A 21,219-nucleotide genomic window follows, 5' to 3' on the forward strand; every position below is an offset into this window, starting at 1 on the left:
GCCTCGCGAAGGGGCCGCGCGAGCGTGGCATGAAGACCCGGGCCGCGCGCCCAACAATCAGAACAGGAAAGGGGAATCATGTCGCATGCGATGCCCGACCGGCTGCTGCCCGGCTCGCCCTACCCGCTCGGTGCGAGCTGGGACGGCCTCGGCGTCAATTTCGCGGTGTTCTCGGCGAACGCGCAGAAAATCGAGCTGTGCCTGTTCGATCCGACCGGCCGCAAGGAAATCCGCCGCTACCCGCTGCCCGAATGTACCGACGAAGTCTGGCACGGCTATCTGCCCGGCGCGCATCCGGGCACCGCGTATGGGTTTCGCGCGCATGGGCCGTATCAGCCGCATTTCGGCCATCGCTTCAATCCGCACAAGCTGCTGCTCGACCCTTACGCGCGCAAGCTGGTCGGCCACTTTCGCTGGTCCGACGCGCTGTTCGGCTACCGGATGCATTCGAATCGCGCGGACTTGTCGTTCGACCGGCGCGATTCGGCGCCCGCGATGCCCAAGTGCGTAGTGGTCGACGAAGCGTTCGACTGGTCGCACGACAAACGCCCGAACGTGCCGTGGGGCGAGACCGTGATCTACGAAACCCACGTGCGCGGCGCGTCGATGCTGCGCAACGATCTGCGCCAGCACGAACGCGGCACCTTTGCCGCGCTGGCGTCGCCGGAGTTCATCGAGCATCTGCTGAAACTCGGCGTGACCGCGGTCGAACTGCTGCCGGTGCATGCGTTTCTGAACGACCGCTTTCTGGTCGAGCGCGGGCTGCGCAATTACTGGGGCTACAACACCGCGGCGTTTTTCGCGCCGGAGCCGACCTATCTGAGTTCGCACCGGCTCGACGAAATGCGCATCGCGGTGCGCCAGCTGCACGCGGCCGGCATCGAAGTGATACTCGACGTGGTCTACAACCACACCTGCGAAAGCAACGAGATGGGCCCGACCATCTCGTGGCGCGGGCTCGACAACGCCAGCTACTACCGGCTGGTTCCCGGCGACGAACGTCACCACATCAACGACACCGGTTGCGGCAACACGGTGAACCTGCCGCATCCGCGCGTGCTGCAGATGGTGATGGATTCGCTGCGCTACTGGTCGACCGCTTTCAACATCGACGGCTTCCGTTTCGATCTCGGCGTCACGCTCGGGCGCGAGAGTCACGGCTTCGATCCGGGCTCGGGGCTGTTCGACGCGTTGCGCCAGGACCCGGTGCTGTCGCAGCGCAAGCTGATTTCCGAGCCGTGGGACATCGGCCCCGGCGGCTATCAGCTCGGCAACCATCCGCCCGGCTTCAGCGAATGGAACGACCGGTTTCGCGACACAGTGCGCCGTTTCTGGCGCGGCGACGCGGGACTGCGGCCCGATCTGGCCGCGCGCCTGACCGGCTCGGCCGACGTGTTCAACCGGCGCCATCGCAAGCCGTGGGCGTCGCTGAACTTCGTCACCTCGCACGACGGCTTCACGCTGGCCGATGTCACCGCGTACGAGCACAAGCACAACGAGGACAACAAGGAGGGCAACAACGACGGCCACAACGAGAACTGCAGCCGCAACTGGGGCGTCGAAGGCCCGACCGACGATCCGGCGATTCTGGCGACGCGCCGTCGCGTGATGCGCTCGCTGATCGCGACGCTGTTCATTGCGCTCGGCACGCCGATGATGCTGGCCGGCGACGAAGCGTTGCGGACCCAGCGCGGCAACAACAACGCGTATTGTCAGGATAACGACCTATCGTGGATCGACTGGGACCTCGCCGATTCGCCGGAAGGGCGCCGCATGACCGAGTTCGTCGCGCGAGTGATCGCGTTGCGCAAGCAGCACCCGTTGCTGCGCGAAACGCGCTTTCTGTTCGGCGACCGCGAAGTGCTGCCGGGCCTGTTCGACGTGGGCTGGTTCGACGAGCACGGCGATCCGCTGACGATCGAAGCGTGGCAGGACCCGGAAGGCCGCGCGTTCACGCTGCGTCGCGCGGGACCGGGTCTGAACGGCGAAACCGAAGTATTGTTATTGATGCTCAACGCGCACGAGCAAGCGTTGCAATTCGTTCCTCCCGCACCGCATCTGGAATGGCACGTGCTATTGGACACGGCCGCGCCGGAGCGCGCCCCCGAGCGGCTCGCGACGCCTGCACTGGAAGTGGGCGCGCACGGCCTCGTGATCGTCGCCGCGCAGCCGACCGGCGACGCGGACTGGCAGGCGGGCTGGATAGCCGGCGCGCAGCATGGGCCGCGTTTGCTGACCGCGCTGCCGCCCGATCCGGGCACGCAGACGCACGACGATGACGGCGCGCGCTGAGGTTGCATTAAGGCTGCGATGAGGCTGCGTTGAGCTTGCGTCGAGGTCGCGCCGACGTTCGCAATTCGCGCCGGCGGGGTGGCAAGAATGTTGCGACGCAACCGGAGCGCGGCGCCGCGGCGCATTCATCACATCAATGCATGCACGTAAGGCGTTGCGTATTTTCTGTAGCGCATTCCACTTGGCGGCTCGATAGCCGCTTCGAATGGTGAAGAAATGTCCGAAAGACCGCTCGATCCACACACGCATCACTTCGCGCACTGCCTGCCGTTCAGCGCGCAACTGCTCGGCGCGCACGGCAGCCAGCCGCGCACGCGCTTCCGGTTCTGGGCACCGTCGTGCGCGAGCGTGCAGGTGGCCATCGAAAACGGTCCCGCCCAGGGGCTGCACGACATGACCTCGACCGGCAATGGCTGGTTCGAGGCCTGCATCGACAGCGGCGCAGGCACCCTGTATCGCTTTCGGCTCGACGACGGCCAACTGGTCCCCGACCCGGCCTCGCGCTTTCAGCCGCGGGACGTGCACGGCCCGAGCGAAGTAATCGACCCGCGCGCATACCGCTGGGAACATACCGGCTGGACCGGGCGGCCGTGGGAGGAAACGGTGTTGTACGAGCTGCACGTCGGCGCGCTGGGCGGCTATGCGGGCGTGCAACAGCGTCTGCCCGCGCTCGCCGCGCTCGGCGTGACGGCAATCGAGTTGATGCCGTTGAACGATTTTCCCGGCCGCCACAACTGGGGTTACGACGGCGTGCTGCCTTACGCGCCCGATTCCGCGTACGGCCGGCCGGAAGAACTGAAAGCGCTGATCGACGCGGCCCACGGTCACGGCTTGATGGTGTTCCTCGACGTGGTCTACAACCACTTCGGCCCCGACGGCAACTATCTGCATACCTACGCAAAGAAGTTTTTCCGCGAAGGCAAAACGACCCCGTGGGGACCGGCGATCGATTTCGCGCGCAGTGAAGTCAGCGACTTCTTCACCGACAACGCGGTCTACTGGATCAACGAATACCGTATCGACGGTCTGCGCTTCGACGCGGTCCACGCGATCGACGACCACGAATGGCTGCGCGAGCTGTCCGACCACATCCGCGCGCGCGTCGAACATGGCCGCCACGTGCATCTGGTGCTCGAAAACGAGCACAACAGCGCGAGCCTGCTCGACACGCATTTCGACGCGCAATGGAACGACGACGCGCACAACACGCTGCACGTGCTGCTGACCGGCGAAACCGAAGGCTATTACCACGCGTATGCGGAGCGGCCGATCCGCCGGCTCGCGCGCGTGCTGGCCGAAGGCTTCGCGTATCAGGGCGACCCGTCGCCGATTCACGACGGCGCGCCGCGCGGCGAAGCGAGCGGCCATCTGCCGCCCACCTCGTTCGTGATGTTTCTGCAAAACCACGATCAGATCGGCAATCGCGCAATGGGCGAGCGGCTGCGCTCGCTGACTTCCGATGCCGCGCTCAGAGCGGCGACCGGCTTGCTGCTGCTGTCGCCGCAAATCCCGCTGCTGTTCATGGACGAGGAATACGGCTCGACCCAGCCGTTCCTGTTTTTCACCGACTACGAAGGCGAACTCGCCGACGCGGTACGCGAAGGACGGCGCCGCGAATTCGCCAGATTCTCCGCGTTCAGCGACGAGAAACGCCGCGCGCAGATTCCCGATCCGAACGACGAGCAGACCTTCGCCGCATCGTCGCCGCCGGCGGCCGATGCGGCGCCGACACTGGAGCGGCTCGACTGGATGCATTTTTACAAGTCCGCGCTGGCGGTGCGCGCGAAACTGATCACGCCGCGCCTGAAGCACGGCAAGGCGCTGGGCGCGACCGTGCTGCCCGCGGCCGGCGGCGCCGACGCGAATGCGCTGATCGCGAGCTGGCGGCTCGGCGACGGCGAGACGCTATCGATCGCGCTGAATCTGTCGAACGACGACGTCGCGTTGAACCACGCGCCGGACGGCAAGGTCATTTTCGAAACGCCGCCGCGCGTGCGCGAGCGGATCGACGCGCAGACGCTGCCGGCCAATAGCTTCGTCGCGTGGCTCACCGGCGACGTCAGCGAATACGCGAGCCGCCACGATGCCCGCGTCGTCTCCCACGAGGAGCAGCGCGCGTGACGACCCGACGCCCCAGTGAAAAACTGCTTGCCCTCGCGACCCGCGCGGGCTTCGAAGTCGAGTGGCAGGATGCGCACCACAACGTGCAGCACGTGCCGCCTCAGACGCTCGCGACGCTGCTCGACCGCATGGGCCTGCCGTGCGCGAACGCCACGGAAATCCGCCACAGCGCCAGTGCTCTGGAGGCCGAACTATCCGGCCGCCGCTTGCCGCCGCTGATGACCGCGGTGATCGGGCGCGGGATCGCGCTGCCCGCGGCCGCCGTGAGGTCGGGCAGCCATTACCGGATCGAACTCGAAAGCGGCGCGATCATCGATGGCCGCTTTACCGCCCCGAAAGGCGAGCAAGCGCTGCTCGCGCCGATCGACGAAGCCGGCTATCACACGCTGGTGATCAACGAGCAGCGGATGACGCTCGCGGTCGCGCCGCCGCGTTGCTATACGGTCGCCGATGCGTGGCGCACGCTGCAAGACGGTCAGGACGCCGAGGCGCCGCCGCTGTGGGGTATCGCCGCGCAGCTATACGGCTTGCGGCGCGTCGGCGACGGCGGTATCGGCGATTACACGGCGCTCGCGCAACTCGCGGAACTGGGCGCGAAGCGCGGCGCGCATGCGCTGGCGGTCAGTCCGACCCATGCGATGTTCAGCGCGCAGCCGGAACGCTTCAGTCCGTACGCGCCGTCGTCGCGTTTATGGCTGAACGTCACGCATATCGATCCCGCCGCGGTGTTCGGCGCGGACGCCGCGCGCGCCGCGCTGGCGGCCGCGACCGCGGATGGCGACAACGCGTGGGCTCGCAACGAAGCGCTGCCGCTGATCGACTACCCGCACGCGACACCTCTGAAGCTGAAGGTATTGCGCGCGCTGTACCAGCAGTTCAATGCGGGCGAACGCGCGCAGCATTCGGCGCACGCGCTCGAATTCCATGGCTTTTGCGAACGCGCGGGCCGGGCGCTCGAAGATCATGCGCGCTTCGAAGCATTGCAGGCCGCGCAACTCGCGCGAGGCGGCGACGGTCATTGGCGCAACTGGCCCGACGCGCTGCGCGATCCGCGCAGTCCCGAAGTCGATGCGTTCGCCGCCGCGCAGCGCGACGAAGTGGATTTCTATCTGTTCATGCAATGGCTCGCCGCGCGCGGGCTGTCGCACGCGCAGCACACGGCGCGCGAAGCGGGCATGGCGGTCGGCCTCATCGCCGATCTCGCGGTCGGCTGCGACAGCGCCGGCAGCCACGCATGGTCGTACCCGGACGACATGCTGCAACACGTATCAGTCGGCGCGCCGCCGGACCTGTTCAACCAGGCCGGCCAGTCGTGGGGCCTCACCACCTTCTCGCCGCGGGCGATGCGAACTCAGGGCTTCGCCGCGTTTATCGACATGCTGCGCGCGGCATTCGCGCACGCGGGCGGCATCCGCATCGACCACATTCTCGGCTTGCGGCGGCTGTGGCTCGTGCCCGACGGCGAAAGCGCGCGCAACGGCGCGTATCTGCGCTACCCGCTCGAAGACCTGTTGCGGCTGATTGCGCTGGAATCATGGCGGCATCGCGCGATCGTGATCGGCGAAGATCTGGGTACGGTGCCGCCCGGTTTTCGCGAGCGGCTCGACGAACACGGCATCGATGGCATCCGCGTACTGTGGTTCGAGGGCGCGCCCGACGGCGTCGGCTTCAAGGCACCGCGCGACTGGGATCGCTTCGCGGTCGGCACGACGACCACGCACGATTTACCGACCGTGGCCGGCTGGTGGCGCGGCAGCGACATCCAGTGGCGCAACCGGATCGGCCAGACGCTGGCACGCGCGGACGGCCGCGATCCCGAGCAGGTTGCGCTCGAAGAGCGGGCCGAACAGCGCGGCCAGCTGTGGCGCGCGTTTCAGCAGGCCGGCGTGGCGGCCCCGCAGGTCGAGCCGCCGTCCGCCGACGACGCGCCGGTCGACGAAGCGCTTGCTTTCGTCGCCGCGACGCCGGGGCCGCTGGTGACGTTCCCGCTCGAAGATCTGCTCGGGCTGGCCGAACAGCCGAACTTGCCGGGTTCGATCGACGAGCATCCGAACTGGCGCCGGCGGATGACGCTGCCGGTCGACGCGATGTTCGACGACGCCGCGTTCAGCGACCGCCTGCTGGCCGTCGAGCGCGCGCGCCGGGCCGCGGCCGGGGCGGATGGCGCCGTTGCTTCGTCATCCTCTTCATCGAAACTTTCTTCGGAGCCTGACACGCCATCATGACCGTCCCACGCTCCACCCTGCGCCTCCAGTTCCATCGAGGCTTCACGTTCGACGACGCCGCGCGACGCGTCGAGTACTTCGCCGCGCTCGGTATCAGCCATCTGTACGCATCGCCTGTCACGACCGCCGAGCCCGGTTCGCAGCACGGCTACGACACCGTCGACTACACCCAGGTCAGCGCCGAATGCGGCGGCGAGGCGGGGCTGCAACGCCTCGTCGAAAAACTGCGCGCGCACGGCATGGGACTGATCGTCGATATCGTGCCGAACCATATGGGCGTCGGCGGTTCGAGCAACGCGTGGTGGCTCGACATTCTCGAGTGGGGGCGGCACAGCCCGTACGCGCGCCACTTCGACGTCGACTGGCACTCGCCCGATCCGGCGTTGCGCGGCAAGGTGCTGTTGCCGACGCTCGGCGCGCAGTACGGCGACGAACTCGCGGCGGGCCGCATCGCGCTGCGTTTCGCGGCCGACAGCGGGCGCTTTCTGATCGGCTACGGGCCGCACGTGTTTCCGGTCTGCCCGGTCGATTACCCGGCGATCCTGCAAAGCGCGGACCGCGCCGATCTGAGCGCGCTCGCCGCGCGCTTCCAGGGGCTGACGACCCAGCCCGCCGATCAACCGCGCGCCGCCGAGGCGCGCGATGCGCTGCGCGAGTTCGTCGCGCGCGAAGGCGAGTCGGCGCTCGAGTTCGTGCTGGAAACGTATGCGCCCGAGGATCCGGTCACGCGCGACCGCCTGCATCGGCTGCTCGAGAAGCAGCACTTCCGGCTCGCATGGTGGCGCACCGCATCGGACGAAGTGAACTGGCGGCGCTTCTTCGACATCTCGACGCTCGCCGCCGTGCGGGTCGAGCGGCCCGAGGTTTTCGAGGCCGTGCACGCGCTGATCTTCCGGCTGTATCGCGACGGACTCGTCGACGGCTTGCGCATCGATCACATCGACGGCCTCGCCGAGCCGCGCGAATACACGCAGCGTTTGCGGCAGCGGCTCACCGAGCTGCGCGAGACCACGCCCTATGTCGTCGTCGAAAAGATTCTCGGCCGCGGCGAGGCGTTGCGCGACGACTGGCCCGTCGACGGCACGACCGGCTACGACTTCATGAACGACGTCGGCGCGCTGCTGCACGATCCGGCCGGCGCGGAGCCGCTCGCGCGCACGTGGAGCGAGCTGACCGGCCGCAGCCCGCGGTTCGCCGACGAGGCGCTCGACGCGCGGCGCAAGATCCTCGCCGAGAATCTGACCGCGGAACTCGATCGCGCCGCGCGTGCGCTGCACCGGATCGCGCGCGATTCGTTGACGACGCGCGATTTCACCTACCCGACGCTGCGTCGCGTGCTGACCGAGCTGGTCGTGCATTTTCCGGTGTACCGGATGTACCCGCAGAGCGCGGTGCGCAGCGCGGCCGATAACGTCTACTTCGACGTCGCGCTGGCCGGCGCGCGCGCGACGCTGCCGCGCTCCGATCATGCGGCGCTGGAGCGCGTGAACGCGTGGCTCGGCGGCAGCGCGGAAGAGCCGCCGCCTGCGCGCACGGGCGCGCCCGCCGGCGCCGGTTCCAGCGGCGCGACCGGCGCCGCGCAAGCACAGCCGCAAGGACCGAACGCCGGACCGCCGTCGCATGTGAACTCGGCGCGGCGCAATGCGCAGGCGCTGTTCTCGCAACTGAGCGCGCCGCTCGCCGCGAAGGCGATCGAGGACACCGCGTGTTATCGCTATGGCCGGCTGCTGTCGCGCAACGAAGTCGGCGCGGACCCGGGCGAGTTCGCGCTGTCCGTCGAGCAGTTTCATGCCGGCAATCAGGAGCGCGCGCAGCGCTTTCCGCACGCGCTGCTGGCGACTGCCACGCACGATCACAAGCGCGGCGAAGACGTGCGCGCGCGGCTCGCGGTGCTCAGCGAAATCGCCGACGAATGGAGCGCGACGCTGCGCGCGTGGTCTACGTTGAATGCGCCGCAACGGCGCGCGCTCGACGGCACGCCGGTCAACAGCGTCAGTCAGGACAAGAGCGATGCGTGGGCGCCCGGCCCCGCGGCCGAGGCGATGCTGTATCAGACGCTGGTCGGCTGCTGGCCGCCACAATTGCGCCCCGACGACGATGCCGGTGTGAAGGAGCTGGCCGAGCGCGTCGCCCAATGGCAGTTGAAGGCGCTGCGCGAAGCAAAGCTGCATACGAGCTGGCTCGCACCCGATGAAGCGTACGAGGCCGGCTGCCGCGAGTTTCTGTTCGACATCCTGGCGCCGCAGCGGCGCGACGGGTTCCTGAAGGAGCTGGCGGCGTTCGTCGAACGCATCGGCCGGGCGGGCGCGCTCAACAGTTTGCAGCAGACGGTGTTGCGGCTTACCTCGCCAGGGATTCCTGATCTTTATCAGGGCACGGAGTTGTGGGACTTCAGCCTCGTCGATCCGGACAACCGGCGGCCGGTCGATTTCGCGCAACGGGAAGCATGGCTTGCGCCGACGCAAACGCCGCCGTCGGAGTTTCTGGCCGACTGGCGCGACGGACGCGTGAAGCTCGCGATGATTCAACGCGTGCTTGCGTTGCGCACGCATCTGCCGGAGCTGCTGAGTCAGGGGGCGTATCTGCCGCTCGCGGTGCGGGGCAAGCATGCGGCGAGCGTGATTGCGTTCGCCCGGCGACATGGGAATGCGTGGGCGGTGGTGGTCGCGAGCCGGTTGGCGGCGCGGTTGTTGGGTGTGGATGAGGCGAGCGGCGATGCCGCGGCTCCCGGCACTCAAGCGGATTTGCCGCTAGTCGACCCCGCGCGCTGGGAAGACACCGCAGTCGAAATGCCGGCCGACCTGTCGGCGCGCGCGTTGTTCGACTGGCTCAGTCCAGCCGCGCCGAAAGTCGACGACGGCCTGCTGTATCTGCGCGACGCGCTCACCGTGATGCCGGTGGCGGTGCTGGTGGAGGATGGCGTGCCGAGGAGTTGACGCTGGGGCAGCGGCGGCGCGCGGTTCAGCGCCGCGCCGCCCGTCAACCGCCCATCAACCGCCCTCGTCGTCGAACACCTTCGGGTACACGCGCACCAGCACGATGCGTGGCCCCTTCATTTTCTTGACCACGACGTCGAAATCTTCGAACTCGATCCGCTGCCCTTCGCTCGGCAGATCGTTGAGCGCCTGGATCACGAGGCCGCCGACCGATTCGGCCTGCCCTTCGTCGATATCGATCCCGAGCGCGCGTTCCAGCGACACCACCGGCAAGCTGCCCTTGCCCATCAGCGTGCCGTCGTCCATCCGGGTCCAGTCGGCGTCGCCCTGGCGGAATTCGTCGTGGATCTGGCCGACCAGCGCGCCGAGCAGATTGTCGAGCGTGAGGAAACCGATCGGCTTCTCGTTCTTGTGACCGACCAGCGCGAAATGCGGCGCGCCCTTGCGAAAGCGCCGGAACAGTTCGAGCGCCGGCATTTCCGGCTTCACGTACTGCACCGGGCGCACGTAGCGCGACAGGTCGTCGAGCGTGCTGCCGGCGTGACGCGCGAGCAGCAAATCTTTCAGATGGATCATGCCGGCGACCCGCTCGCCCGATGCATCCTCGAACAGCGGATAGCGGCTGAAGCGATGCCGCGCGACCACCTGCATGTTGTCGCGCAGCGGCAGATCGCGGCGCAGTCCGACCATCTCGTACGACGGCCGCATCAGGTCCGACACCGTCATGCGCGAGAAGTCGAGCGAGTGCGCGATCGTATTCCATTCGTCCTGGCTGTACGCACCGGCGGGCGAGCCGAGTTCGCTCACGACATTGGTGCGGCGGCCACGCAGGATCAGCTTCAGTTCGTCGGTCGAGTAATGCGAGTCGTGGCCGTGATCGGCGTCGAGCCCGGCGGCCTTCAGCACCGTGTTGGCGCTCGTGTTGAGCACCCAGATGGCCGGATACATGGCCCAGTAGAACGCGTACAGCGGCATCGCGGCCCACAGCGAAATCTTCTCCGCCTCGCGGATCGCGAGCGACTTCGGCGCAAGTTCGCCGACCACGATATGCAGGAACGAGATGCACGAGAACGCGAAGAACAGCGAGATGCCGTGGATCAGCTGAGCCGATTCGACGCCGAGCAGACCGAACAGCGGCGTCAGCAATTGCGCGAACGCCGGTTCGCCGATCCAGCCCAGGCCCAGCGAAGCGAGCGTGATGCCGAGCTGACACGCGGACAGGTAGGCGTCGAGCTGGCCGTGGACCTTCGCGAGCAGACGGCCGCGCATGCCGTGCTGGGTCGCGAGGCTGTGCACGCGAGTCTGCCGCAGTTTGACGAGCCCGAATTCGGCGGCGACGAAAAAACCGTTGAGAGCAACGAGAAACAATGCACCGATAAGGGCGACAACCTGGATCAAAGCGACGGGCTCCGGCAACAAAAGTTGTCAGTATAGAGGCTGAAAGCTGACTGAAACGTTAATCGCGCTCAACCGCGTCGACGAGCCTTCGCACGACGACGCTCATCTCGGCGCGCTCGCGCTCAGCGGCACGCGCAGCGCGAGCGTGGCCGGCGAGCCGTCGCCGGCTTCACCCGCGTCGCTCTGTTCGAAGCCGCCGCCGTGCGCCTCGGTCACGCGCTTGCAGAGCGCGAATACCCATGCGATCCGCTTCGCCTCGCGCGGCTCGCCGGCCTGTTTGCGCGCGAACGCTTCGAGCAGATGCGGCAACGCCGGGTCGTTCAGCGTGGCCTCGTTCGGCGTGTAGGTGACGCTCGCGTGCCAGGTGCCCGGATCCGCACGCGTGCTGAGCACGACCTCGGCGCCCTGCGCGCTCGCTTCGACGGCGAACGCCAACATCAGCCAGAGCGCGGCGGCCAGACGCTCGCGATCGCCGTTCAGCTGTTCGGTCGCGAGTTGCGAGTCGAGCCGCACTTCGACACCGCGCGCGCGGGCGAGACCGGCGCGCACTTCCTCGGCGGTTTCGACGAGCAGCGGATGCAGCGGGAACGGCTCATACACGAGCGCGAGCGCCTTGGTTTCGGCGCGCGTCGCATCGACGATCGTCTCGAGCAGCTTCACCTGCTGATCGACACCGCTGCGAATGCCGGCGATCGCGCGTTGCGAGTTGGGATCGTTCGCATCGAGCTTGCGTTCGAGCACGTAGGCCCAGCTATGGATCGCATTCAGCGGACCGCGCAGGTCGTGCGACACCAGCGACAACACGTGATCACGCATGAACAACGCAGTTTCGGCGCGCAGATGCGCGCTGCGTTCGGAGATGGCGAAGCCGGCAGTTGCCGGCTGTGCGCCCGCAGTGCCGGTTGGAGACGTTGTCACGATCGAGCCCTCTCAGGCAGTGCTGGATGATGGAAGGAAGCCTCATTATAGGCAACTGATCCGGCCCGACCAGCACGGCCGGACGATCAACGCCGCGCAATCCGCATGCCACGGCGGAACCCGGCGATGCGATGTCGACACGCATACAAACACGCCTACAATGTCGGTTTTACGTTTTGACTAAAGGAGCGACGCATGTCGACTGTGACGACCGAATCCGGCCTGAAATATGAAGACCTCGTGGAAGGCACCGGCGCCGAGGCCGTGGCCGGCAAGACCGTGAGCGTGCACTACACGGGCTGGCTCACCGACGGCCAGAAGTTCGATTCGAGCAAGGACCGCAACGACCCGTTCGCGTTCGTGCTCGGCGGCGGCATGGTGATCAAGGGCTGGGACGAAGGTGTGCAAGGTATGAAGGTCGGCGGCAAGCGCAAGCTGACGATCCCGCCGCAACTCGGCTACGGCGTGCGCGGCGCGGGCGGCGTGATTCCGCCGAATGCGACGCTCGTGTTCGAAGTCGAATTGCTCGAAGTCTGAGTCTGCTCGTCTCGAGCTTCTTCGGTTTTACGCAGCTGCTTTCATGAGCCACGCCGCCGTCACCGCCCCTAACGTCTCGCTACGCTGCTACGGCGCGATTGAGGCGTCGGACGTGCACGACTTTCACCAGGTCGTGCTGGGGCTCGACGGCGCGATGGTGATGGCGGTGGACGGCGTCGCGCAACAGATCGACGCCGGCTCCGCGTGGCTGATTCCAGCCGGCGCGCGGCACGATTACGCGGGCGTCGGCACCAACCGGCAGCTGGTGCTCGATTTGCCGGCCGCATCGCTGGCGGTGCCGGAGCGGCTGTTCGAGCGTGCCCGGGCCGTGAGCGTCGACGCATCGCTCGCGCAGCTCGTGCATCGGATCGCCGCTCATGCGACCGGCGACGAGCAACCCGCGGCCGGCGACAATCGCCGTTTCCACTGGGACGCCGCGGCCCGCCTCGGCGCCGCGCTGGTCGCCGATACGGGCGCGCTTGCCGGCACCCAGGCCGAGCGCGGCAGCCTCGATTTCGCGCGTATCGATCGCTGGCTGCGCGCGCATCTGTCCGAGCCGCTGCGGATCGCCGACCTCGCCGCGCATTGCGGCTTCGGCATGCGGCGCTTTCACCAGTTATTCATCGATGCGTTCGGCGAAACGCCGCATCGCTATTTGCAGCGGCTGCGGCTCGATACGTCGGTCACGCTGCTCGCTAACCCGCGCCTGTCGTTGACCGAGATCGCGCTCGAGATCGGCTTCGGCGATCAGAGCGCTTACACGCACGCGTTCACGCGGCGTTTTGGGCTCGCGCCCGGGCAGTGGCGCGCGTTGCGGCACTGAGCGCGCTTGCCCGCCCGGTCAGCCTTGCAGACCGCGCTGCAAATCCGCGCGGATATCTCCAACGTGTTCCAGTCCCACCGCTAGCCGGATCAGGCCTTCGGTAATCCCCGCCGCCGCGCGCGCTTCCGGCGTGATACGGCCGTGCGTGGTGGTCGCCGGATGGGTGATCGTGGTGCGCGTGTCGCCGAGATTGCCGGTGATCGAGCAGATCTTCGTGCCGTCGATCACACGCCAGGCATTCGCGCGCATCTGCTCGGGCGTGTCGCCCTTCAGCTCGAACGACAGAATCGCGCCGCCCGACTTCTGCTGACGCATCGCCAGTGCATGCTGCGGATGCGATTCGAGCCCCGGATAGAACACCCGCCCGACGGCCGGATGCGCTTCGAGCCAACGGGCAATTTCCAGCGCATTGGCCGACTGCTTTTCGACCCGCAGCGATAGCGTTTCAAGTCCCTTCAGCAGCACCCACGCATTGAACGCGGACAGCGTCGGCCCCGCGCTGCGCACGAACGGGAACACCTGTTCGATGATGATTTTCTTCGAGCCGACCAGCGCGCCGCCGAGCACGCGGCCCTGACCGTCGAGGAACTTGGTCGCCGAATGCATGACGATGTCCGCGCCGAGCTTCAGCGGTTGCTGCAATGCCGGGCTGCAGAAACAGTTGTCGACTACGAACAGCGCATTCGCCGCCCTGGCGATCCCGCTTATCGCTTCGATGTCCGAAACCTCGGTCAGCGGGTTCGACGGCGTCTCCAGAAAAAACATCTTCGTCTCCGGACGCACCGCGCGTTGCCAGGCGTCCAGATCGGACGGATCGACGAACGTGGTGGTGATGCCGAAGCGGCTGAAGATCTGCGAGAACATTCCGAGCGTCGAGCCGAACAGCGCCCGCGAACTGACCAGATGATCGCCCGCCTGCAACGTCGACATCACGACCGACATGATCGCGGCCATCCCCGATGCGGTCGCGATGCAGGCCTCGCCGCCTTCGAGCGCGGCCAGCCGGTCCTGGAACATCGCGACCGTCGGGTTCGAGAAGCGCGAGTAGGTGAAATAGTCTTCGGAGTTTTTGAAGCGCTCGGCAGCTTCGGCGGCGCTCGCGAACACGAAGCTCGAAGTCAGGAAAATCGCTTCGGAGTGCTCGTTGAAGTCGCTGCGCGCGGTGCCGGCGCGCACGGCCAGGGTGTCGAAGTCGAAGTTCGGGGAGTCGTCCATGCTGGTCCTCGTTACCGCCAGGGTTCGGCTGCCGCATGCAACGACGCGTGACGACGCGCTGCGCACGACAGATGCAAAAAAGCCCGCTTCTGCGTCGGCAGAAGCGGGCTTCGGGTGTGCAGAGCTTACGCTCGCGTCGAGCTACGTGTCAGCCCACCGACAGTTGCAGATGCAGCTGCGAGCGGGCCGGGCCGCCGTCGAGCGCTTCACTCGCGGCGTCGCGGTCCGACTGCGACGACGGCGCCAGACGCGCGCTTTCGATACGGTCGAGGTACTCGGTCGTGATATCGCCGGTCACGTAGTTGCCGTCGAAGCACGACGCCTCGAACTCCTTGAGCGCCGGGTTGATGTCGCGAACCGCCTGCTTCAGCGCATCGACGTCCTGGTACACGAGGTGATCCGCGCCGATCATGCGCGCGACTTCGTCGTCCGAACGGCCGTGCGCAACCAGTTCGCCGCGCGTCGGCATATCGATACCGTAGACGTTCGGGAATTTCACCGGCGGCGCCGCCGACGCGAAAATCACCTTGTTTGCGCCCGCATCGCGCGCCATCTGCACGATTTCGTGCGAGGTGGTGCCGCGCACGATCGAGTCGTCGACGATCAGCACGTTCTTGCCCTTGAACTCGATGTTCATCGCGTTCAGCTTCTGGCGCACCGACTTCTTGCGCACCGCCTGGCCCGGCATGATGAAGGTGCGGCCCACGTAGCGGTTCTTGAAGAAGCCCTCGCGATACTCGACGCCGAGCTTCTTCGCGACCTGCATCGCGGCCGGGCGCGACGAATCGGGAATCGGCATCACGACGTCGATCGCGACGTCCGGCAGTTCGCGGCGGACTTTCTCGGCGAGGTAGTCGCCCATGCGCAGACGCACGTTGTAGACCGGCACGCCGTCGAGCACCGAGTCCGGACGCGCCAGATACACGAGTTCGAAAATGCACGGGTTCAGGCTCGGCGCACTCGCGCACTGCTGCGAATGCAACTGGCCTTCCGCGTCGATAAAGATGGCTTCGCCCGGCAGCACGTCGCGCACGAATTCAAACCCGATACCTTCGATCGCCACCGATTCCGACGCCACCATCCACTCGACGCCGTCAGCCGTTTCCTGCTTGCCGAGGCACAGCGGGCGGATGCCGAACGGGTCGCGCACCGCGAGCATCCCGTAGCCGGCGATCAGCGCGACGATCGCGTACGAGCCGCGCACCCGCCGATGCACGCCCGACACCGCCTTGAACAGCGCCGCCGGGTCGAGTTGCAGGCCCGAGCTCGCCAGCTGCAGTTCGTGCGCGAACACGTTGAGCAGCACTTCGGTGTCGGAGTTGGTGTTCACATGACGACGATCGATGCGGAACATCTCGTCTTTCAGCTGCTGCCAGTTGGTCAGATTGCCGTTGTGCGCGAGGATGATGCCGAACGGCGCGTTCACGTAGAACGGCTGGGCTTCTTCTTCACTCGACGCCGAACCGGCGGTCGGGTAACGCACCTGGCCGATGCCGCTGGTGCCCGGCAGGCTGCGCATGTTGCGCGTGCGGAACACGTCGCGCACCATGCCGTTGGCCTTGTGCATGTGGAAATTGCTGCCGTTCGCGGTCGCGATGCCGGCGGCGTCCTGACCGCGGTGCTGCAGCAGCAGCAGGCTGTCATAGATCAGCTGGTTGACCGGAGAGTGGGAAACTACGCCTACGATGCCGCACATGGCATGTCCTTCAAAGGTACGAAATACGTGATGGCAACCGCTGCCTGGACCGCGTCCGCGCTATGAGGCGACGGCACGCGTTACGACGTCAAGGCAACCGGTGTGCGCCGGAATCCAGTTGTTGCGCATTGCTCTGGGCGCCCGGGTCGTCCACGTGGACGTAAGCGGCGAGCGCCTCGGGGAGCAATGGTTTCATTGCGCGTACGCCTTCAACCGCATAGGGCCGCAGCAGCGCGTTGCGCCAGAATTCCTCTTTGGGCAATTCGGTCAAGCCTCCAAGGGCGACCAGAATCAGCACCAGAACGACCCCGCGTACGAGGCCGAACATCAAACCGAGCGAGCGGTCCGCGCCGCCGAGGCCCGTGACCTGCACGAGGCGCGACAGCAGCGCGCTCACCACGCTTGCGACCAGCACCACCCCGATCACCACCAGCGAAAACGCGATCAACCACTGAGTCAACGCGCCGCCCGGCCAGGTGGACGGAATGTAAGGGACCACGTAGCCCACGAACTCGCAAGCCAGCAAAAACGCCGCGATCCAGCCGATCAAACCGAACACTTCCGACAGCAATCCGCGCCACGCGCCGCGCAACGCCGATAAGCCGATCACCGCCATTACAGCGTAGTCGAAGGCAGTGAACATCGCTGACTTACTGTGCGCCGCTGCCGTTCGAGCCCGCCATCAGGCCGGCCCCGCGGACCTTCGCGATCGCTTCGGTGGCCGCCGCGCGGTCGGCGAACGGGCCGGCCCGCAGCAGCGTCAGCGTCGAGCCGTCGGCCTGCTTACGATGTTCGGTATATGCGGGCACGCCCGCCGCTTTCAACTTGGTAACCCAGTTGCGTGCGCTCGCCTCGTTGGCGAACGCACCGAGCTGCACCGCGAACCGGCTGCCCGGCGGCGAAGCCGGCGTACCGGAGTTCGCGTCCGCGCTGGCGGTGGTCGAATTGGTGTCGTCGTCCGAGGGGGTTGCGGCGGCGGGGGTTTTGGTTGGCTTCGCAGACGCCGCGGGTGCGGTGTTGACGGCGAGCGCCTGAGTCGGAGGCTTCGCGGCGGGCTTCGGCGCGGCGGCGGTGGCCGGCGCGGTGGCGGCGGTCGAGTTCGTGGCCTGCTTCGCGGCGTTTGCCTGAGTGGACTGCGTCGCTTGGGCGGACTGGGCCGTCTGCGCCGCTTGCGTTGCCGGCTTGGCGGCGGAAGCCGCCGCGGTCGCCGTGGTTGCCGGCGCAAGGCCCGATGCGGCGAGGCCCGCGTCGGCCGCCGGCGGATTGTCCGGCGCGACGCCAGCCTGCACGTCTTCGTTGGCGCGGGATTTAGCGAGCTTGGGCGCGGGGCGGCTGGGGATGTCGATCGAGATGTCGTCGGTGACGGGCTTCGGGTGCGAGTCCAGCACCATCGGCAGGATGATCACCGCAGCGGCGACCAGCGCGATCGCGCCGACCAACCGGCGCCGCGCGCGCTGCTTTTCCGGCAACGTGGGGTCGAGCAACATCGCATCGGCATCGACCGGGCGCTCGGTGCGGCGGGTACGCCGCTCGACGCGCTCACCCCGGGCGGCCCGAGTGGAACTGGTGTTTGCGCCGCGCCGGCTAGGCGCGTCGTCTTTCTTGCCGAACGAGAAAATTCCCATGAATCGCTTGGTTCGAGCCTGATGCCCGCTCAGTGTTGCTGCGATTTCCGGTAGGCCATCACGCCTGCTACCGTATAGAAACTGCCGAAAACGACGATTCTATCATTCTCTGACGCACGTTTTAGCGCGTCCTGGAAAGCTTGGGCCGGTGTTTCGTAACGCGTGATGCTGCTGTCCGCGCCATCTTCGACGCCCAACTCACGCAGCGTCGTTTCGAGTTCCTGCGCCGACGCGGCGCGCGGGGTCGGCAGATCAGTCACACACCAGTGATCGATCTCGCCTTTCAGATGATTGAGCACGCCGGCGATGTCCTTGTCGCGCATCGCGCCGAACACCGCGTACGTGTACGGGAAGAAGCCCATGTTGCCGAGATTCTGACCGAGCACCGCGGCCGCGTGCGGATTGTGGCCGACGTCGAGCACGACCGACGGCTTGCCCGGCAGCACCTGGAAGCGTCCTGGCAGGTCCACGTTGGCGATGCCGAGCCGGATATCCTGCGCCGACACCGGCAGCCGGTCGCGCAGCGCTTCGAGCGCCGCCAGCGCCGCCGACGTATTGATCAGCTGATTCGCGCCGCGCAGCGACGGATACGCGAGCGCCGAGCGGCGCATCGTCGGGCCAACGTAGCTCCACTGCTGCCGTTCGCTGCCGGCCTGCCCTTCGTAGCGGAAATCGCGGCCAAACAGCCACAGTTCGGAGCCGACTTTTTCCGCGTGATCGATCAGCGATTGCGGCGGCACCGGATCCGCGCAGATCGCCGGTTTGCCCGGGCGGAAAATGCCGGCTTTTTCGAAGCCGATCTTTTCGCGCGTATCGCCGAGGTAATCGGTGTGATCGAGGTCGATGCTGGTGACAATCGCGCAATCGGTATCGAGGATATTGACCGCGTCGAGACGGCCGCCGAGGCCCACTTCGAAAATCACCGCATCGAGGCTACGCGATGCGAACAGGCTCATGATCGCGAGCGTCGTGAATTCGAAGTAGGTCAGCGAGACCGTTTCGGCGAGGCTCTGGCGTGCGGCTTCGACGGCTTCGAAGTGCGGCAGCAGTTCGGCGTCGCTGGCCATTGCGCCATTGATGCGTGCCCGCTCGTTGAACGACAGCAGATGCGGCGACGTGTGGCAGCCGACCGTGTAGCCCGCGCGCAGCAGAATCGCTTCCATGATCGCGCAGGTAGAACCCTTGCCGTTGGTGCCGCCGACCGTGATGATCGGGCATGCGAACGACAACTGCATCGCGTCGCGGACCTGGGAGATGCGCCCCAAACCCATGTCGATGCCGACCGGATGCGCGGATTCAAGGTGCGTGAGCCACGCGTCGAGGGTGGGGAATGTCGTCATCGGGTGAATCTTGAGTGAATCGCGGTGGTGCGCGGGTGGTTCTGGGTACTTGCTGCGAATGGGGGGCGGCTGTTTGCCTTAGCATAGGCCGCCGTGCGCAGTTTATGCGCACAAACCCGCCAGCGCGGCCGCCCTCGGTTCGGGCCTGAATCGCCGCCGCGTCGCTATGCGAGCGTGATTATCCTGGAAATGACAGCGCGCCGCTTGATTGCTCACGCGGCGCGCTGTTTTTAACTGTTCTTGCTGGCGGACACCGCGCGTCTATCGCGATGTCCCACCGTGTGCGGAGAAAACGATGCCGTCCGGCTTTACGCGACGGCGTCGGCCGGCTGATGGCTCAACAGCGCCAGCAATTGCGCGATTTCTTCGCGCAGCTTGCGGCGGTCGACGATCATATCGATCGCGCCCTTCTGCAGCAGGAACTCGGCACGCTGGAAGCCTTCCGGCAGCTTCTCGCGCACGGTTTGCTCGATCACGCGCGGGCCGGCAAAGCCGATCAGCGCCTTAGGCTCGGCGATCACGACGTCGCCGAGGAACGCGAAACTCGCCGACACGCCGCCCATCGTCGGATCGGTCAGCACGGAGATGAACGGCAGCTTGGCTTCGGACAGCTTCGTCAGCATCGCAGTGGTTTTCGCCATCTGCATTAGCGACAGCAGGCTCTCCTGCATCCGCGCGCCGCCCGAGGAAGTCACGCAGATAAACGGCACTTTCTGTTCGAGCGCGTTCTGCGCGCCGCGCGCGAAACGCTCGCCGACCACCGAACCCATCGAGCCGCCCATGAACGAGAACTCGAAGTTCGCGACGACCACCGGCAGCGTGTGAATCGCACCGCCCATCACGACCATTGCGTCGGTTTCGTCGGTATCGTCCATCGCCTCTTTCAGGCGTTCGGGGTACTTGCGGCTGTCCTTGAACTTCAGCGCATCGACCGGGACGATTTCCTGGCCGATTTCGTAGCGGCCTTCCGGATCCAGCAGGCTGTCGAGCCGCTCACGCGCGCCGATGCGCATGTGATGGTCGCACTTCGGGCAAACATGCAGATTGGCTTCGACGTCGTTGCGATACAGCACCGCTTCACACGACGGGCACTTGATCCACAGGCCTTCCGGAATCCCCTTGCGGTTTTTCGGGTCGGTTTGTTTGATTTTCGGCGGCAGCAGCTTATCGAGCCAGCTCATAGGGAATCCTTCTGGGTCAGCGATCGCGCGAACGGCGGGACTAGCCCGCCGCTCACGTTACCGCGACAAAAATAACTGTTATCGGGCAGTCGCGACGCTATCGAGCGCTTCGCGCACTTCGGCGACGAAGCGTTGCAGCGTCTCGGCAGCGACATCGGGCGCTGCCTGTTCGAGCAACTGGACGATACGGCTGCCGATCACGACGGCGTCGGCCACACCGGCCACCGCACGCGCCGTTTGCGCGTCGCGGATGCCGAAACCGACGCCCACCGGCAGGGGGACGCGCGACTTGATGGCCGGGATTTTACTCGCGATGCTGGAAACGTCCAGATTTGCCGCGCCGGTGACCCCTTTCAGCGACACATAGTAGACGTAGCCGCTGGCGATCCGGCCGACTTCGGCGATACGCTCGTCGGTCGAGGTCGGGGCCAGCAGGAAGATCGGATCGATCCCGGCAGATTGCATCTGTTGGGCGAAGTTCGCGGCCTCTTCCGGCGGGTAATCGACGACGAGCACGCCGTCGACACCGGCTTCCTGCGCTGCCTGCGCGAAGGCGTCGGCGCCCATCCGCTCGATCGGATTCGCATAGCCCATCAGCACGACAGGCGTCTTGTCGTCGGTTTCGCGGAAGCGTTTGACGTCGGCCAGCACATGACGCAGCGACACGCCGCGCGCCAGCGCGCGTTCGGACGACTGCTGGATCACCGGGCCGTCGGCCATCGGATCGGAAAACGGGACGCCGAGTTCGATCACATCCGCGCCGCCGGCGGCGAGCGCGTGCATGAATTCGACCGTGCGCGCCGGATCGGGATCGCCGGCCGTCATGAACGGGATCAAGCCTTTCTTACCCTGGGCGGACAGCGCGGCAAACGTGTTCTTGATACGGGACATGGAAATATTCTCGAATGGGGG

At 66.5% G+C, this 21,219-nt stretch carries 15 protein-coding genes; 6 read left to right on the forward strand and 9 right to left on the reverse strand.

Features of this window, described 5'->3' with window-relative positions; genetic code table 11:
- Positions 1-78 precede the first annotated feature (78 nt).
- The 4 genes from glgX (at position 79) to treY (ending at position 9,574) form a co-directional block, all read left to right on the forward strand.
- Complete coding sequence (gene glgX, locus LJ656_RS29665) at positions 79-2,292, forward strand: glycogen debranching protein GlgX (RefSeq protein ID WP_230513050.1); 2,214 nt, start codon at positions 79-81, stop codon at positions 2,290-2,292.
- Between the two features lie 216 nt (positions 2,293-2,508).
- Positions 2,509-4,413 carry a malto-oligosyltrehalose trehalohydrolase gene (gene treZ / locus LJ656_RS29670; protein ID WP_230513051.1) on the forward strand — a complete coding sequence of 635 codons (1,905 nt, stop codon included), beginning with the start codon at positions 2,509-2,511 and terminating at the stop codon, positions 4,411-4,413.
- On the forward strand, positions 4,410-6,638 hold the full coding sequence (gene malQ, locus LJ656_RS29675) for a 4-alpha-glucanotransferase (protein ID WP_230513052.1): 2,229 nt from the start codon (positions 4,410-4,412) through the stop codon (positions 6,636-6,638). The genes treZ and malQ overlap by 4 nt, the downstream gene beginning before the upstream one ends.
- Complete coding sequence (gene treY / locus LJ656_RS29680) at positions 6,635-9,574, forward strand: malto-oligosyltrehalose synthase (protein WP_230513053.1); 2,940 nt, start codon at positions 6,635-6,637, stop codon at positions 9,572-9,574. Before malQ ends, treY begins: the two co-directional genes overlap by 4 nt.
- A 54-nt stretch (positions 9,575-9,628) precedes the next feature.
- Here the strand turns inward: treY and LJ656_RS29685 are convergent, their stop codons facing one another.
- Together LJ656_RS29685 and LJ656_RS29690 are read right to left on the reverse strand one after the other, a co-directional pair.
- Positions 9,629-10,972, reverse strand: coding sequence for a hemolysin family protein (locus tag LJ656_RS29685; RefSeq protein WP_230513054.1), 1,344 nt, complete (start codon positions 10,970-10,972; stop codon positions 9,629-9,631).
- A 102-nt stretch (positions 10,973-11,074) separates the two neighbouring features.
- A complete protein-coding gene (locus LJ656_RS29690) occupies positions 11,075-11,890 on the reverse strand; it encodes a sensor histidine kinase (RefSeq protein WP_230513055.1) in 816 nt (271 codons plus the stop codon).
- Between the two features lie 195 nt (positions 11,891-12,085).
- Here LJ656_RS29690 and LJ656_RS29695 point away from each other — a divergent pair, with 195 nt between their 5' ends.
- Entirely contained in the window at positions 12,086-12,427 is a 342-nt protein-coding gene (locus LJ656_RS29695; RefSeq protein ID WP_230513056.1) for an FKBP-type peptidyl-prolyl cis-trans isomerase, read from the forward strand.
- A gap of 43 nt (positions 12,428-12,470) precedes the next feature.
- Positions 12,471-13,250, forward strand: a complete 780-nt coding sequence (locus LJ656_RS29700; protein ID WP_230513057.1) for an AraC family transcriptional regulator — start codon at positions 12,471-12,473, stop codon at positions 13,248-13,250.
- A gap of 18 nt (positions 13,251-13,268) precedes the next feature.
- Here the strand turns inward: LJ656_RS29700 and LJ656_RS29705 are convergent, their stop codons facing one another.
- The 7 genes from LJ656_RS29705 to trpA form a co-directional block, all read right to left on the reverse strand.
- Positions 13,269-14,465 carry an O-succinylhomoserine sulfhydrylase gene (locus LJ656_RS29705; RefSeq protein ID WP_230513058.1) on the reverse strand — a complete coding sequence of 399 codons (1,197 nt, stop codon included), beginning with the start codon at positions 14,463-14,465 and terminating at the stop codon, positions 13,269-13,271.
- 148 nt (positions 14,466-14,613) lie between these two features.
- Complete coding sequence (gene purF / locus LJ656_RS29710; protein WP_230513059.1) at positions 14,614-16,161, reverse strand: amidophosphoribosyltransferase; 1,548 nt, start codon at positions 16,159-16,161, stop codon at positions 14,614-14,616.
- Between the two features lie 88 nt (positions 16,162-16,249).
- Complete coding sequence (locus tag LJ656_RS29715) at positions 16,250-16,804, reverse strand: CvpA family protein (protein WP_230513060.1); 555 nt, start codon at positions 16,802-16,804, stop codon at positions 16,250-16,252.
- Positions 16,805-16,811: 7 nt separating this feature from the next.
- Positions 16,812-17,786 (reverse strand): SPOR domain-containing protein, encoded by a 975-nt coding sequence (locus tag LJ656_RS29720; RefSeq protein ID WP_230513061.1) that lies wholly within the window; start codon positions 17,784-17,786, stop codon positions 16,812-16,814.
- A gap of 29 nt (positions 17,787-17,815) precedes the next feature.
- Positions 17,816-19,126, reverse strand: coding sequence for a bifunctional tetrahydrofolate synthase/dihydrofolate synthase (gene folC, locus LJ656_RS29725; RefSeq protein WP_230513062.1), 1,311 nt, complete (start codon positions 19,124-19,126; stop codon positions 17,816-17,818).
- Positions 19,127-19,434: 308 nt separating this feature from the next.
- Entirely contained in the window at positions 19,435-20,307 is an 873-nt protein-coding gene (gene accD, locus LJ656_RS29730) for an acetyl-CoA carboxylase, carboxyltransferase subunit beta (RefSeq protein WP_075304885.1), read from the reverse strand.
- 78 nt (positions 20,308-20,385) lie between these two features.
- The gene (gene trpA / locus LJ656_RS29735) at positions 20,386-21,198 is read right to left on the reverse strand and encodes a tryptophan synthase subunit alpha (RefSeq protein WP_230513063.1); all 813 of its coding nucleotides are present in this window, start codon (positions 21,196-21,198) and stop codon (positions 20,386-20,388) included.
- Positions 21,199-21,219: the final 21 nt, after the last annotated feature.

Origin of the sequence: Paraburkholderia sejongensis (genome assembly GCF_020880815.1) — a bacterium.
Lineage (GTDB): Bacteria > Pseudomonadota > Gammaproteobacteria > Burkholderiales > Burkholderiaceae > Paraburkholderia > Paraburkholderia sejongensis.

Bases quoted from the DNA above. Each gene is read 5' to 3' on its own strand.
- LJ656_RS29695 (WP_230513056.1), top strand. From the start codon at position 12,086: ATGTCGACTGTGACGACCGAATCCGGCCTGAAATATGAAGACCTCGTG.
- folC (WP_230513062.1), bottom strand. From the start codon at position 19,126: ATGACGACATTCCCCACCCTCGACGCGTGGCTCACGCACCTTGAATCC.
- LJ656_RS29715 (WP_230513060.1), bottom strand. From the start codon at position 16,804: ATGTTCACTGCCTTCGACTACGCTGTAATGGCGGTGATCGGCTTATCG.
- LJ656_RS29700 (WP_230513057.1), top strand. From the start codon at position 12,471: ATGAGCCACGCCGCCGTCACCGCCCCTAACGTCTCGCTACGCTGCTAC.
- LJ656_RS29705 (WP_230513058.1), bottom strand. From the start codon at position 14,465: ATGGACGACTCCCCGAACTTCGACTTCGACACCCTGGCCGTGCGCGCC.
- accD (WP_075304885.1), bottom strand. From the start codon at position 20,307: ATGAGCTGGCTCGATAAGCTGCTGCCGCCGAAAATCAAACAAACCGAC.
- LJ656_RS29720 (WP_230513061.1), bottom strand. From the start codon at position 17,786: ATGGGAATTTTCTCGTTCGGCAAGAAAGACGACGCGCCTAGCCGGCGC.
- treZ (WP_230513051.1), top strand. From the start codon at position 2,509: ATGTCCGAAAGACCGCTCGATCCACACACGCATCACTTCGCGCACTGC.
- treY (WP_230513053.1), top strand. From the start codon at position 6,635: ATGACCGTCCCACGCTCCACCCTGCGCCTCCAGTTCCATCGAGGCTTC.
- glgX (WP_230513050.1), top strand. From the start codon at position 79: ATGTCGCATGCGATGCCCGACCGGCTGCTGCCCGGCTCGCCCTACCCG.
- purF (WP_230513059.1), bottom strand. From the start codon at position 16,161: ATGTGCGGCATCGTAGGCGTAGTTTCCCACTCTCCGGTCAACCAGCTG.
- trpA (WP_230513063.1), bottom strand. From the start codon at position 21,198: ATGTCCCGTATCAAGAACACGTTTGCCGCGCTGTCCGCCCAGGGTAAG.